This is a genomic window from Fictibacillus barbaricus (genome assembly GCF_031457135.1).
GTDB lineage: Bacteria > Bacillota > Bacilli > Bacillales > Fictibacillaceae > Fictibacillus > Fictibacillus barbaricus_A.
Window position 1 is genome coordinate 203,902 of sequence record NZ_JAVDWA010000002.1, and the last position, 14,798, is coordinate 218,699.

The window sequence follows — 14,798 nt, forward strand, 5'->3', positions numbered from 1 at the left end:
TTGAAAGTGACCCTTGAATGGAGTCACTTTTTCATTTAAAGTAGATGAAAGCTCAATTGTATACATAATATGTAGATGAGGTGGTAAATCAATGGAAAATTCATATGTTCTATATCATGACCAAATCATAAAAAACGGTTCGATTCCTGTTGATCCTGAAGATAGAGGCTATTTATTCGGAGATGGGATCTACGAAGTCGTCTTTGTTTATGACAGCAAGCCTTTTGCTTTTGATGAACATTTTGACCGTTTTGTTCAAAGCGCAAACAAACTGGAACTTGCTTTACCTTACGATATTCCAACGTTTAAACACCTTACTGATGAGTTAATCAAGAAAAATAATGTACAGAACGGTATGGTTTATATCCAGATGACAAGAGGAGTTGCACCCCGAAATCATTTGTATGAACGAAACATGCAAAGTGTAGTTACAGGCTATGCTAAATCGGTTACATTAGAATCAATCGCTCAATCTCATGCTAACGGCATTCAAACATACTTAACTGAAGACATTCGATGGCTGCGCTGTGACATTAAAAGTTTGAACTTACTTGGAAATGTCATGGCTAAACGAAAAGCCGCTGATTATGATTGCCAAGAGGCGATTCAGCATAGGGAAGGAATGGTTACTGAAGGGTCTTCTTCAAATGTCTTTATCGTAAAAAATGGGACTTTGCAAACTCATCCTGCAAGTAATCTTATTTTGAATGGAATTACGAGACAAATCGTTTTGCAAGTCGCAAAGGAGCTTCAAATACCAATTTTGGAAGAAGCGTTTTTGATTGATGATCTTCTTGGAGCTGACGAGGTTTTTATCACAAGTACAACGATGGAAGTTACTCCTGTTGTAAAATTGAAAGGGCAGCAGGAACAATCCTATAAGATCGGTCCTGTTACGTCAGAGCTGCAAAAGCACTTTAAGGCAAAGATTCAAAACAGTGCTTCAACATTAAAATCATAAAATTAGACTGTTTTCGCAAACTTTGTTGCTTTTGAATGAGTTAATCTCCTCTGCAGCGGCTCGCTTTCCTTAGTGTGTGCGGTGAGCCCACTCATCCTGCAGGAGTCTCGCCCTTTCGCTCCAATTAACTTTCCAAAGAAGGTTTGCTTGAAAACCACTTACTAAATAGCAACAATCTTTCAAAAAAGAGCGTTTAGAAAAGAGCTTTGCAGAATGACCTGAAAGCAACGATCATTTATCGAAGAACCTAAAATAAAAAGCAAGAGGAAAACATGAAGAGATTACTTAAATATTTTATCAATGGATTACTGACAATCCTTCCAATCGTTCTAGCTGTATATATCATCTATAAGATCTTTACATTCCTAGATAGCATCCTTGGAAACCTATTAAAGGATGTTTTAAAAGAAGATTATATCCCTGGAATTGGATTAATTACTACCATCTTATTAATTACACTTCTTGGATGGATGTCAACGCAATATGTTACTGGGAAAATATTCAGACTGATTGACCGAATTTTAGAAAGAACACCTTTTGTTAAAACGGTTTACACAGTAATTAAAGATACCATACATTCATTTTTTGGCGAAAAGCGCTCTTTTTCAACAGTTGTATTAATTGAATATCCTGAAATCGGCATGAAAAGTATTGGTTTTATTACAACAGAAGAACTTAGCAGCCTAGGCGAAGATTTAGAAGGGCATGTAGCGGTCTACATCCCGCAAACCTTTCAGATTGCCGGCTTTACATTTTTAGTACCAAAAGAAAAATTAAAAATCCTTGATGTTAAACCAGAAGAGGCAATGAAATTTTTATTATCGGGCGGCGTCGCAACCAAATAATATGAAAAAGCATCCGTTTTCTAGAGCGGATGTTTTTTTGTGTTTACGTAAGTAATCGGAACATATATTGTTCTTAAACAAAGGTGGTGTTAACTTTGAAAAGATCAAAAAGGATACTTACAAAATTAACACTTCTGCCGTTTCATTTCTTTATTCAGTTTTTTTATTTAGTTAAAAAAGAAAAGAATATCTGGTTAATTGATGACACACTTTATCAAAAACTCAAACAAAAGTGGTGTAAAATTAAATCTGCAAAAACACTTCCCATTATTCATTTTCAAAAAAGAAATACAGAATTAATTCAACAAATAAAAAAACAAACGGAGCACTGCAATCAAAATAATATAACGAGAACAGCCGCTTATCTTACTTTTTTCAAGAAACACCCAGAAATACATTGGGCTTTTTTAGCTCATATGGTTTCTCGTAATGCTGGTTATTTTATGACCGACTTGAAAGGAGAGTTTTTACCCCACTTAATAGAGCACTCTACCAGGGAAAAGCTGTATGAGATGCTGGAAAAGGGGAACAGCCTGATTTTTCAGGATGCCTTTCCACAGCTGCTTTTATATGAAGAAAGCAAGAAGGAAAAACAATCACTTTTTTATTTATGTAAATATTTTAATGTATCTCCCTTTATGGAAGGAATATGGGAGCTGTGCTTTGATGGTGAAGTCAGTCCTTTATTACCTGTAGCCCAGATCATTAATGAACAAAACCATATCGAGCAGCATTTAATTCAAACGGAAGAATTTCAGTCAATTAAAAACAGTCTTCCTTTCCGGCTGCAAAATTGGCTGCAATTATCACAGATCCTTTTTCCCGTCATTCCATTTAAAAAAGCAACAGGAAAAACAATGATGAACTTTGAAAATCTTAACAAACGTATATCGCTAGGAAAAAATCTATATGTTTTACTGTTTCAAAATAACATATATGATCGTATTTTCAAATTTGCTTGCAGTAGAACTCATACTGGGTCTAGAAAAGATTATGACCCCGCCGTATTTACAAGTAAATCATTGCAAAAAGAACAAACAAAGGAAAAACTCTCTTTTTTCAAAACGAAGAATGCTCCAATTTATAGTCCGGAATTGTTGAACGTATGGAAAGAACCGTATACAGGACCCTTTTCATCTTCTAGCTGGTTTTCTAATTTTGAAATAGATCCGTCTTTATTCAGCCTAGACATAAAAGCAAATCAAAATGTATGGCTTACCTATTGGGCTGGACTTCATAAAACAGAAGCTGCCTATTTATTAAAAGCCTTTTATCAGAATAAAAAAAAGATGCCGAATTAGCCGGCATCTATTTAAATAATGAAAGTATGCTCCCCATCTGTTGGGCAAGACCCATTAATTGATTTGCTCCACCCATTGCTTTTCCAAACGTAAGACCCGAACCCTGCTGCTGATTATTAGCACCCATCATCATCGGATTTTGTTTACCCGGAGGCTGCATGAATGGCATACCCATCCCAGGCATCATAGGATATGGCATCACTCCTGGAGACATCATTGGCGGCATATAAGGCATGAATCCTTGAGAATAGTTTTGTGCATAGGGCTGCGTAAATGAAGATGGTGTCGCTGCCGGGGATTGTGCGTATGGTGGCCGGTCTGGTATTACAGGACTTTGTGAAAAAGCTTTTGCTGAAGGAGTGGAAAACGGATCATACCCTCCATACGGGTACATTCTTACAAACTTCTCTTTCAAAAAAAATCACCTCAAAATAGTTTCAATATATGTATATTCAATTTTCTAAAAAGGGACATAATCCTATTGGCGAAGTGATTAAAACGCCCTGTCCATTTTTGTCTTGCATCATATTTATAGTAGTAAGATGCGATTCCGAAATGGAGGGAAGGAATTATGCCCAAAAAAACAAGAGAATTTGATTGGATTTTAACTGCAATTGGAGATTCCTTAACTGTCGGAGTAGGGGCACCTTTATTAGGAAAAGGATATGTTGGCAGATACGTCAGCTTTACAGAAGAGCTATTTAATAAGCAAATTCTTGTTAATAATTTTGCGATTACCGGATTAACCTCAAAGGAAATTTTAAATTCTCTGAGAGATAAAAAGGTAATCCGATCGATTCGAAAATCTAAAATGATACTTATAACAGCTGGTGGAAACGATTTAATCCAGGCTGGAATCAAATATTTATTAACCTTTGAAGAAAATCCATTGTATGAAGCCTTAAATAATTGTAAAAAGAATATCAATAAAATTTTCAAATTTATATTTAAAATCAAAAGAAATTCAAAGGAACCGTTCTTAGTAAGAATCTGTTCGTTATATAATCCGTATTCCAACTTTCAACCAGCTGTGAAATGGGTAAATCTTTTTAATAAGTATATTAAAACCTTTGAAAAATTCCCCTGTGTTAAAGTGGGGGATTTATATGATGCCTTTAAAGGAAGAGAAAAAGAGCTTGTATCATTTGATACTGTTCATCCAAATAAAAAAGGGTACCAAGTAATTGCTGTAGTTCTATATGAATTAGGTTTTTCAGAATTAGAATAACTCTGACAGTTTTCATAATAGTTGATATCCGTTCACATGTGCTCGTATTTTTTGTCAGTGTGCGGTGAGCATTGGAAACAAATAACGGCCAAGCTAATTTCACAAAATTTTATTAACATTAAAAAATCGCACTTAGCCTTGTGGCTAGTGCGATTTCAAATTATTTAAATTATCTCACCGGAACTTTTTCAAATTCTTCACGCAGTGTCTTAGACCGCTTTGCTGCGTTCTCAACAGCAGCTTCGATTGCTTTTCCACCGCCATTTTCATCTAAAGCGAGCAGTCCAGCTGCAGTCGTTCCGTTTGGAGAAGTAACTTTTTTCCGTAGTTCCTCTGGGGAATTACTTGTTTCAATAACCATCTTGCTTGCACCATATAAAGTTTGTGCTGCGATATCACGCGCTATTTCACGGTCCATCCCTTTTTCAACCGCCACTTCTTCCATATGCTCAAGAAGATAATAAAAATAGGCAGGACCACTTCCGGCTATTCCTGTAAAAACATCCATATGTTTTTCAGAAATGACCTTAACTTTCCCAATTGCTTCAGATAATTCTTGAGCTAAATCCAAATGATCTTTATTAACGTATTTTCCAGCACTGATTCCTGTAATCGATTCACCTATCATACTGGATGTATTAGGCATGACACGAATAACAGGGAGCTCTTTGGTGATGATCTCTTCCATAAATCCAGTAGAGATACCAGCTAACACTGAAAGAATAATATGGTGATCTTGAAGATTTGGTTTCAATTGTTGTAATACCAATTCCGCTTGCTTTGGTTTTACCGCAAGAATAATCATATCTGTATTGTTTAAAGAAACTTCATCAAACGAAACAGCATTAATTTCATATTTATCAATAAGTTCAATTCTTCTTTGAATATTTGAATGATTTGCTGCAGTAATTTGGTTAGGCGCAATTCCTTCTTTATTGATCAACCCTGATATCATTGCTTCTGCCATAGATCCTGCACCAATAAAAGTAATATTTCTGTATTTTAGCATGCAACCCCTCTTCCAAATTTTTTCGTTTTTAAATCATTTTTAAATGAATACAAGTTCTTATATTAACATGCTCACAAATAGTTGCAAGTCAATCTATCCTTTATTACAAGAATGTAATATGATTTTAACAATACATAAATTAGAGGGATAAAAGGGGGATACTATGAATTTTTACATTGCTTCAGGTTTTCAGAATCTTACACTTGTAAAAAATATGTCTTTAGAAATTCAAAAGGTATTAGGTTGGAATCTTACATATGACTGGACCAAAAATGAGCGGGCAATTACTTTTGAGGAGCTTGTCCACATCGGGACAAAAGAATATAAAGGGGTAATGGATTCAGATGTTGTAATTGTCATTCTTCCAGGAGGGAAAGGGTGCCATACAGAACTAGGAATTGCACTTGGAGGAAACAAGTGTATCCTTCTGTATGACCCTTGTGATGTCCTAGATAATTATATGGAAGCAACTACTTTTTATTATTTGCCGCAGATAAAACGCTGGAATGGAAATATTTTGGAATTATCAGATTTAATCCTTGTTTAATGTTCGGTTTTATAGGAATGATTTTTAAATACGGTGATTGTTTTTTCAGCTATCCGTTCGTATCCTTCTTCATTAGGGTGAATGGAATCATATAGCCATTTATCCATATCTTTCGTAGGGAGTGCTTCACTTACGGGAACTACAAGTGCAGGTTTATTTGAAAGGGCTGTTTCATATGCGATAAGATTCCAGTCGTTTAAGAGCTTTTCACTTGCTGGATAATAGTTTTTATCGGTATTCACAACATTATAAAGTTCATTTAATACTAAGATGGCATTAGGATTTTGTGAACGGATAACCTTAAAAATATCCTGCAAATTTTTCTCATATTCATTCTTTACATGATCGTAGCCTTGAATAGCTTTAAGAGGCCCTTCAGTTTTTGCAACCTGTACAATATCGTTTCCGCCAATATTAATTGAAATAATATCTGCTTTCTGAACAGCTTCCAACACGGCAGGCTGCTTCAGCTGATTCACTAGCCCTTTGCTCGTTGCGCCAGAAACTCCAAGGTTTTCAAGTTCGAATTTCTTACCAGTAAGGTTTTCTAAACTTTTATTTACCTTAACAGGAAATCCGCCTTGATCAGACCCTCTGCCTTGTGCAACAGAATCACCTAAAACGATGTGAACAAAACTTGATTTAGGGCTTTGTTTCAAATATTCTAGATAAGTTTCCTGATTTGTATCTTTCTTATCATTTTTTACAACCATCGATTCTTTCTTTATCTGATTTATTTTATACTGTGGATAGTAATACCATCCTGCCGTTCCAATAATCAGAAACAAAAGAAGGATCGTAAAAATATATCTTTTTTTCATATTTCCTCCTTAAGAATACATCTATGTTAATGAGCTATACTATCATCATTTTACTATAAACGAATAGGGGACATTTCTTGAATAATCATTCGTTCAAAATTCCTGTTATTATCCCGATTACAATTGGTATCATCGCCATTTCTTTTTCTTCCATATTCGTGAAGTGGTCTACAGCACCTGTTTCTGTACAAGCCATGTTTCGGTTGCTGTTTACTTTGATCCTTATGATTCCATTTGTTTGGAAACATAGAAACTGGCTGAAAAATCTTACCGTGAAAACGTATATCATGTTATTTTTGTCTGGTATCTTATTGGCACTTCACTTTTTGTTTTGGATGGGATCATTAAAATTAACAACCGTGGCCAGTTCAACCATTTTGTTATCATTACAGCCGATTTTTGTCATGATTGGTGCCTATATCGGATTTAAGGAAAAGACCTCTAAATCTGCCATGTTAAGCATGGTTGTAGCAATCATTGGAGCTAGTATGATCGGCTGGGGTGACATAGGAATTTCAATTACAAATATACAAGGAGATATTTTATCTGTTCTAGGTACGATAGTAGTAGCTATTCATATGCTGATTGGTCAAAGTCTCCTTAAATCCATTCCATCTACTTTATATAGTTTTATGGTCTTTTTAGTTGCGGTGATGGTGTTTGCACTTTATAACATGACTCTGGATATTCCGATGACAGGATATTCACATGCCGATTGGGGTATCTTTTTACTTCTAGCAATAGTACCGACCGTATTTGGACATGTACTTTTTAATTGGCTCTTAAAGCAAGTGACAGCTGCAACGATTTCAATGGCCATTTTAGGGGAACCCGTTGGCGCAAGTTTACTCGCTATTCTTTTACTGAACGAACCTTTGTCTTTGACCCAATTTATAGGGGGATTAATCGTTCTTCTGGGTCTATATTTCTTTCTACAAAATACCCGTAAACAACATAAAAATAACACAGCAAAAATGACTTCAAAGCCGAGAAACGGTGATTCTATAATAAAAGATGAACGAGACAATTTTCAAGCTTAAAGAAAGCGCAGTTCCTTTTTCTGTTCATTTTATTCTTATTCTTATATGATGAAATTAATCTATTAAAAAGGAGTTTGATTTCATGAGTACATATGAAATAGCTACTTTTGCCGGCGGCTGCTTTTGGTGCATGGTTACACCTTTTGAAGAGTGGCCAGGAATTATAAAAGTTGAATCTGGCTATACAGGCGGTCATAAAGAAAACCCTACTTATAAAGAAGTATGCAGTGAAACAACAGGACATTTTGAAGCCGTACAGATCACATTTGATCCAGCTGTCATTTCTTATGAAAAAATTGTGGCGGTTTTCTGGAAACAGATTGATCCCACTGATGAAGGCGGACAATTTTATGATCGAGGCGACTCTTATCGCACAGCCATTTTTTATCACGATGAAAAACAGAAAGAGACGGCAGAGCAATCTAAACAAGAGCTGGAAGAAAGCGGCAGATTTTCTAAACCTATTGCCACATTAATTTTGCCTGCTAAACCATTTTATCCGGCTGAAGAATACCACCAAGAATATCATAAAAAGAATCCCTTCCATTACAAACGTTATCGCACAGGCTCTGGACGTGACCGTTTTATTAAAGAACACTGGGAAGATAAAAAGAAAAAAGAGGAAGTATTGAAAACATTAAGTCCCATTCAGTTTAATGTTACTCAAAATGATGCAACCGAGCCTCCATTTCAAAATGAATTTTGGAACCATACTGAAGAAGGGATCTATGTTGACATCGTTTCAGGAGAGCCTCTTTTCAGCTCTCTTGACAAATTTGACAGCAGCTGCGGGTGGCCAAGCTTCACAAAACCTGTTCGTTCCTCAAGTGTTGACGAAAAAGAAGATCTTTCTCATGGCATGATTCGAACGGAAGTAAGAAGCAAGGATGCCGATTCCCATTTAGGGCACCTATTTACAGATGGTCCAAGAGAGAAAGGCGGTTTGAGGTATTGTATCAATTCCGCTGCACTTCGTTTTATTCCTAAACAACGATTAAAAGAAGAAGGCTATGAAGAATACCTTAAACTTTTTTAAAGGCATACGGTATACCATTACCTTTATTAACTTGTCTCTAGGTCAAGAATAGATAGCAAGTTAATCGATTATTAAAGTACAAAACAAATAAACCAGCCGGTGGCTGGTTTATTTTTGTCTTCCCGATGAAAATGTGTGCGATTGAATATATTTCAGCCTTAAAAACAAGATGATTGCACCAGCTGATAATCCTGATATCAGACCGATCCAGTAGCCATAGGCACCATGTGAAGTATAATTTGCCAAATAGTAGCCGACAGGCAATCCGAGTACCCAATACGAAATAAACGAGAGAAAGAAGGTGACATTAACATCCTTATAACCTCTTAGTGCACCTTGTATCGGAGCGCCAATCGCATCTGCGAGCTGAAAAAAAACGGCAAACCATAAAAATGAAGTGGTTAATTGTATAACATCCTTTTGATTGGAATAAATACTGGCCACTTGTTCATCAAAAATAAGCAGCAATGCAGAAAAAACTACCGCAAACCCTAGAGCAGTGATAATGCCGATAACACTATATTGGGCTGCGTCTTTGTATCTTTTTGCACCTACCTCAAAACCAACTGCTATTGTTAAGGCCATGGCAATACTTAGCGGCAGCATGTATAAAAATGAGGCGAAATTCAATGCTGCTTGGTGGGCAGCGATCGTAACCGTATTAAAATCACTCATCAATAAAGTTACAGCAGCAAAAATACTCACCTCAAAAAAGATAGAGAAGCCGATTGGCACTCCTATTTTCAGTTGTGCTTTCCATGCTTTTAACGAAGGTTTATAAAATGTTCTAAATAATTGATACTTTATAAATGGCTGCCATTTATAAAGTATCAAAATGGTAAAGAACGCAGTTATCCAATAAGATATGGCCGTTGCAACACCCGCTCCAATACCTCCAAGTTCAGGGAAACCTGCTTTTCCAAAGATAAACAAGTAGTTAAAAAAAACGTTAACGGGTAAAGCAATAAGTGTGACGACCATCGTAATTCGAGTATGACCTAAGGCATCAATAAACGAACGAAGTGCTCCATAAATAAAGAGCGGAACGATTCCAAAGGAGAGAGCGATTAAATATCCTTTAGCAACTCGTTCAACTTCATTTTCAAGTGACATGGATTGCAATACTGGATCCAATATTAAAAAGCCAACCGCGATCACACTAATTGAAATCATAACAGCTAAATATACGGCTTGTGTAACGGCATTTGGTACATGTTTGTCATTTCGGGCTCCTTCGAGCTGAGATACAATAGGAGTCAGTGCCATTAGAATCCCGTTTAATCCCGTAAAGACCGGAACCCAAAGGCTTGATCCAATTGCTACTCCCGCAAGCTGGTTAGCACCGGAATGACCGCTCATAACTGTATCAAAAAAATTCATGGCATAAAGACCTAGCTGAGTAATTAAAACCGGAACAACTAAAAGCAAAAATCGTTTGTATTTTTCTTTTATCGAACTTGTCTGAAACATATGCATACTTCCTTTATTGTTTTCACCTGACAAATTAAGCTAATGCATTATATCATACTATTATGGAATATAAGCAAAGGAGCCATTATGAGTGTCCAATTTTTATTTGAAGTAAATTCTGTAAAGCCTGGAAATTTCCCAAATGAAAAAACAGTTCTTGTCTCAGTGGAACTGCTGCATAAACAAAACGGAGAAACACTCTTTACAGGTATAATCCCTGTTAAAGTTACAGAACATGGGGTTTTTGTATCCGTCAATGCCATATCTTCAGCATTTACTTCTAAATACTTGCGAACCGAAACCATGTTTCGTTTAAAACGTTACATAAAAAGAATGAGGAATTACTTAGATTTTGATTAATTGGAATATGTTGACTTTTATATAAACACCTCATATAATATGTTAAAAATATACACGAACATTTATGAAAAAGAGAGTAGACTGCATGCTTGTTTAAGCAAGCTGGGGACGATGGAAGCCTGGTACAAACTGCAGTTGAAACGCACTTTGGAAATGCTTTTCTAAATTCATAGGAAAAGCCGGGACTCCCGTTAAAAGTTTAAGCGGCCTTTAAAGGCAATGAGAGTGGTACCGCGGATTATTCCGTCTCTTCTATTTGTATAGAAGAGACGGTTTTTTATTTGGCTTTTTTCCATAAGGCTGTTGCGCCTCGAGAATTTTATAAGGTGACCCGTTTTTTTCCTTCAGAACCATTTAAAGTCACAAAGCAACAAATAGCCTCACCGCGTGCCCCGCGGAAAGCGAGCAAGCTAGAACGAAAATCACTACTTTCAAAAGCAACAACGAATACGAAAACCGCTATTTATTTAAAAGATTCGGAGGATGAAGAAAATGAACGAAAAAAAACAGTTTGCCGTCTTTCTAAAACAAAATATAAAGGATGAACTAAATCTAGATGAAATTGAAGGATTAATCGAAAAGCCAAAACAACTGAATCAAGGGGATTTAGCTTTCCCTTGCTTCCAATTAGCTAAAATTTATAAATCGTCGCCGAATAAAATTGCTCAAACAATAGCATCTGGAAAACTGCCAGTATCATTCGAAAAAGTTGAGACAGTCGGTGGCTATGTGAATGTCTTTCTTAATAAAAAACAGTTGGTTTCCGAGTTGCTTACAAAAATACTAGAAGAAAATGATCATTACGGCAATCATACTTTCGGTTTGAATAAAACAATCGTAATGGATTTATCTTCTCCAAACATTGCAAAACCGTTCTCGATGGGTCATCTCCGTTCTACCGTTATAGGTTCATCAATAGCTGCCATTAGTGAAAAATGCGGCTATAAAACGGTAAAGATAAATTATATTGGAGATTGGGGTACACAGTTCGGAAAATTAATTTCAGCATATTTAAAGTGGGGAGACGAGGAGGCTGTTAAAAAGAATCCTATTCCAGAACTGCTTTCACTTTACGTCCGGTTTCATGAAGAAGCGGAACAAGACACAACTTTAAACGACGAGGGGAGATATTGGTTTAAAAAATTGGAAGAGGGAGACGAAAAAGCGAAAGAATTATGGGTTTGGTTTAGAGAAGTTTCATTAAAAGCGTTTCAAAAAATTTATCAATTATTAGATGTGAACTTTGATTCTTACAATGGTGAAGCCTTTTTCAACGATAAAATGGAAAGTACAGTTGTGCAGCTTAAGCAGCTCGGCCTGTTGGAGGAATCAGACGGAGCGGAAGTCGTAAGAGTAGGAGATGATCTTCCTCCATGTCTAATAAAAAAATCCGACGGTGCTACTTTATATGCAACACGCGATTTAACGGCAGCCATCTATAGAAAAATGGTCTATCATTTTGATCATGCTTTTTATGTTGTGGGCCATGAGCAATCTTTGCACTTTGAACAAGTACAACGAGTTCTATCCAAAATGAATTACAATTGGGCAAATGATATGGAGCACATCCCGTTTGGGCTCATTTTACAAAATGGAAAAAAGATGAGTACTAGAAAAGGTAAAACGGTTCTGCTGGAAAATGTGCTTTTAGAGGCCATTCAGCTTGCTGAAAAAAACATTAAAGAAAAAAACCCAGATTTGACGGATGTAGAAGAAGTAGCAAGACAAGTTGGGGTAGGAGCGGTAATCTTCCATGACTTGAAAAATGAAAAAGGAAACGATGTAGAATTTTCTCTTGATCAAATGCTGAAGTTTGAAGGAGACACAGGACCATATATCCAGTATTCAGCAGCGAGAATACAAACTTTATTAATTAAAGGTAAATTTAACGGGGAGTTGCCAAAAGAAGTAACAGTTGAAAATGAAAGCTGGGAGTTAGTAATGACGCTGAACGATTTTCCTAACATTGTTCATTCCGCGTTTAAGCGCAGAGAGCCTTCCATAATATCTAAATATGCGTTAAAACTTGCTCATAAATTCAACCATTATTATGGAAGCGTCAAAATATTAAATGGTAATGAAGCGTCTGAAAGAATGGCTCTATGTGCATGTATCCTCATAGTCTTAAAAGAAAGTTTACGATTATTAGGGATGAAAACTCCCCAAAGAATGTAGGAAGGAATGAAATAATGACAGACATTATCTGGTCATCAAAATTATCAAATTGGATATTCCAACATTCTATTATTTCAGATTTGAACACCATACAGCGGCTAAAAGGAGCAACATCATCTGCACTCTTTCTGTTAACAGATTCGAATCAAAAGAAAGCCGTTATTCGATTTTATACGAACAAGGATTGGAACAGGCGTGAACCAGATCTTGCCAAACATGAAGCGTTTTCTTTACAAACAGCAGCAAAGACTTGTATTAACACACCATCCCTTTTCGCATATACGTATAACAAAGAAATTACACCTTATCCAGCTGTTCTAATGAGCTATCTGCCTGGTGAAGTCACTCTGCCATATGAGGATCAGTCGGAATGGCTGAAAGAGTTAGCTTATTTATTGGCTGATTTTCATTCAACAGATACTCACATAGATTTTCCATGGCGTTATTATCCTTACAATACAATTGAATCCATAACGATTCCAAATTGGTCTAAGTATAAACGGGAGTTGCAAGAAGCATTAGAGCTAACAAAAGCGTATTCACCCCAATCGAATCTTGGTTTTATCCACAGAGATTTTCACCCCGTAAACGTATTGTGGGAAGACGGGAAAGCTACCGGCATTGTGGATTGGCCAAACGCATGCTTTGGCCCAAAGGAAGTTGATATTGGACATTGCAGACTAAACCTCGCATTGCTTTATGGGATCGAGGAGGCCGAGTTATTTTTAAACTATTATAAGGAAAGATCACAAATTGATGTTTTTGATCAGTCCTACTGGGATTTCATTACATTATTGGACTGTCTCCCTGAACCGGGCGTTTATGAACCATGGGTTGATTTTGGAATAGAAGGTCTAACGAATGAATTAATTAAAGAGCGGTGGGATACTTATTTTATTTACATTCATAAAAAGATAAATAAATCCTAATGTTTTCAGTTTACTTTTCTGGTAAATTCCAAACATTCCGTTATATAATCTTATAATCTTAAACCCAATCGGAATCGAGGGAAATCAATGAAAACATACACTGAACAAACAAAGGGAATCTGGTATGCGGCTGTCTCTTATCTAATCTGGGGATTCTTGCCTTTGTATTGGAAGCCGTTAAATATGGTCGGTTCTGGAGAAATACTAGCACACCGTATCTTTTGGTCATTCGTTTTAATGCTGGCAGTAATGATTGTATTAAAAAGAACAAAAGAGCTTAAGCGAGATGTGAAGTTCCTTTTTTCAAGTAAAAAGCAATTTTTTTCTGTTTTTGCTGCTTCGCTATTAATAAGCGGAAACTGGCTTCTTTATATTTGGGCAGTAAATGCTAACCATGTTGTCGAAGCTAGCTTAGGTTATTACATCAATCCGCTTGTAAATGTCGTTTTAGGAATGATCGTTTTAAAAGAAAGACTAAACAGCTGGCAGATCACTTCATTTGTTATCGCAGCTTGCGGTGTTTTCTTATTAACTTGGCAATACGGAAAATTTCCTTGGGTGGCATTATCATTAGCCCTTTCGTTCGGTTTATACGGATTGGCAAAGAAGTTAGGGAGTTTTGATTCTTTAACAGGGCTAACATTTGAAACGATGTTTGTTGTACCGATCGCTTTTATTTATTTAGCATATATTGAATGGAAGGGTACAGGTTCTTTCCTATTCGGAGGAATGAATACGACGGTTTTACTATGGGGAGCTGGATTGGTAACGGCTGTTCCACTGATCTGTTTTGCACAAGGCGTTAAACGAATCACAATGACTATGACCGGATTCTTGCAATACATTGCTCCAACGATTATGCTTCTTCTCGGTGTCTTTATTTATCATGAAACTTTTACAATGATTCACGTGATTTCATTTACTTTAATTTGGGTAGCACTCCTTATATTTACTATAAGTAAAACAAAATGGGCAAATTATCTTATAAATCGTAAAAAACAAAATTCACTTTCTGCGAAAATATAGTATAATGGCAATTGACCATTGCTTACAGATGAAACCTTATCCAGGATAAG

At 36.3% G+C, this 14,798-nt stretch carries 15 protein-coding genes and 1 other annotated feature; of the genes, 11 read left to right on the forward strand and 4 right to left on the reverse strand.

What is annotated here, in order from left to right; genetic code table 11:
• The first annotated feature begins 91 nt into the window (after positions 1 to 91).
• The 3 genes from dat (at position 92) to J2X07_RS06455 (ending at position 3,107) form a co-directional block, all read left to right on the forward strand.
• Positions 92 to 961, forward strand: a complete 870-nt coding sequence (gene dat, locus J2X07_RS06445; protein WP_310257627.1) for a D-amino-acid transaminase — start codon at positions 92 to 94, stop codon at positions 959 to 961.
• A 272-nt stretch (positions 962 to 1,233) separates the two neighbouring features.
• Complete coding sequence (locus tag J2X07_RS06450; RefSeq protein ID WP_310257628.1) at positions 1,234 to 1,806, forward strand: DUF502 domain-containing protein; 573 nt, start codon at positions 1,234 to 1,236, stop codon at positions 1,804 to 1,806.
• Positions 1,807 to 1,901: 95 nt separating this feature from the next.
• Entirely contained in the window at positions 1,902 to 3,107 is a 1,206-nt protein-coding gene (locus J2X07_RS06455) for a DUF2515 family protein (RefSeq protein WP_310257629.1), read from the forward strand.
• 7 nt (positions 3,108 to 3,114) lie between these two features.
• Here the strand turns inward: J2X07_RS06455 and J2X07_RS06460 are convergent, their stop codons facing one another.
• Entirely contained in the window at positions 3,115 to 3,522 is a 408-nt protein-coding gene (locus J2X07_RS06460) for a hypothetical protein (RefSeq protein WP_310257630.1), read from the reverse strand.
• Positions 3,523 to 3,678: 156 nt separating this feature from the next.
• Between J2X07_RS06460 and J2X07_RS06465 the strand changes: the two genes are divergently transcribed.
• Positions 3,679 to 4,335, forward strand: coding sequence for a GDSL-type esterase/lipase family protein (locus J2X07_RS06465; protein ID WP_310257631.1), 657 nt, complete (start codon positions 3,679 to 3,681; stop codon positions 4,333 to 4,335).
• 169 nt (positions 4,336 to 4,504) lie between these two features.
• Here J2X07_RS06465 and proC read toward each other — a convergent pair whose 3' ends face one another.
• Complete coding sequence (gene proC / locus J2X07_RS06470; protein ID WP_310257632.1) at positions 4,505 to 5,344, reverse strand: pyrroline-5-carboxylate reductase; 840 nt, start codon at positions 5,342 to 5,344, stop codon at positions 4,505 to 4,507.
• Positions 5,345 to 5,507: 163 nt separating this feature from the next.
• On the opposite strand from proC, the gene J2X07_RS06475 reads away from it, so the two are divergent.
• The gene (locus J2X07_RS06475) at positions 5,508 to 5,891 is read left to right on the forward strand and encodes a group-specific protein (protein ID WP_310257634.1); all 384 of its coding nucleotides are present in this window, start codon (positions 5,508 to 5,510) and stop codon (positions 5,889 to 5,891) included.
• Here J2X07_RS06475 and J2X07_RS06480 read toward each other — a convergent pair.
• On the reverse strand, positions 5,888 to 6,712 hold the full coding sequence (locus J2X07_RS06480) for a GDSL-type esterase/lipase family protein (protein WP_310257636.1): 825 nt from the start codon (positions 6,710 to 6,712) through the stop codon (positions 5,888 to 5,890). The two genes, J2X07_RS06475 and J2X07_RS06480, sit on opposite strands and share 4 nt — an antisense overlap.
• A gap of 77 nt (positions 6,713 to 6,789) precedes the next feature.
• Between J2X07_RS06480 and J2X07_RS06485 the strand changes: the two genes are divergently transcribed.
• Positions 6,790 to 7,752, forward strand: coding sequence for a DMT family transporter (locus tag J2X07_RS06485; RefSeq protein WP_310257637.1), 963 nt, complete (start codon positions 6,790 to 6,792; stop codon positions 7,750 to 7,752).
• 82 nt (positions 7,753 to 7,834) lie between these two features.
• A complete protein-coding gene (msrA, locus tag J2X07_RS06490; RefSeq protein WP_310257639.1) occupies positions 7,835 to 8,788 on the forward strand; it encodes a peptide-methionine (S)-S-oxide reductase MsrA in 954 nt (317 codons plus the stop codon).
• A 108-nt stretch (positions 8,789 to 8,896) separates the two neighbouring features.
• Here the strand turns inward: msrA and J2X07_RS06495 are convergent, their stop codons facing one another.
• A complete protein-coding gene (locus J2X07_RS06495) occupies positions 8,897 to 10,258 on the reverse strand; it encodes an MATE family efflux transporter (protein WP_310257641.1) in 1,362 nt (453 codons plus the stop codon).
• 87 nt (positions 10,259 to 10,345) lie between these two features.
• Here J2X07_RS06495 and J2X07_RS06500 point away from each other — a divergent pair, with 87 nt between their 5' ends.
• From J2X07_RS06500 to rarD, 4 genes are all read left to right on the forward strand, one after another.
• Positions 10,346 to 10,618, forward strand: a complete 273-nt coding sequence (locus tag J2X07_RS06500) for a hypothetical protein (protein WP_310257643.1) — start codon at positions 10,346 to 10,348, stop codon at positions 10,616 to 10,618.
• Between the two features lie 55 nt (positions 10,619 to 10,673).
• Positions 10,674 to 10,872 (forward strand) — a binding site (T-box leader).
• A gap of 238 nt (positions 10,873 to 11,110) precedes the next feature.
• The gene (argS, locus tag J2X07_RS06505) at positions 11,111 to 12,793 is read left to right on the forward strand and encodes an arginine--tRNA ligase (RefSeq protein ID WP_310257645.1); all 1,683 of its coding nucleotides are present in this window, start codon (positions 11,111 to 11,113) and stop codon (positions 12,791 to 12,793) included.
• Between the two features lie 14 nt (positions 12,794 to 12,807).
• Positions 12,808 to 13,722 carry a phosphotransferase family protein gene (locus tag J2X07_RS06510; protein ID WP_310257647.1) on the forward strand — a complete coding sequence of 305 codons (915 nt, stop codon included), beginning with the start codon at positions 12,808 to 12,810 and terminating at the stop codon, positions 13,720 to 13,722.
• Between the two features lie 87 nt (positions 13,723 to 13,809).
• Positions 13,810 to 14,748, forward strand: a complete 939-nt coding sequence (rarD, locus tag J2X07_RS06515) for an EamA family transporter RarD (protein ID WP_310257649.1) — start codon at positions 13,810 to 13,812, stop codon at positions 14,746 to 14,748.
• Positions 14,749 to 14,798 lie beyond the last annotated feature (50 nt).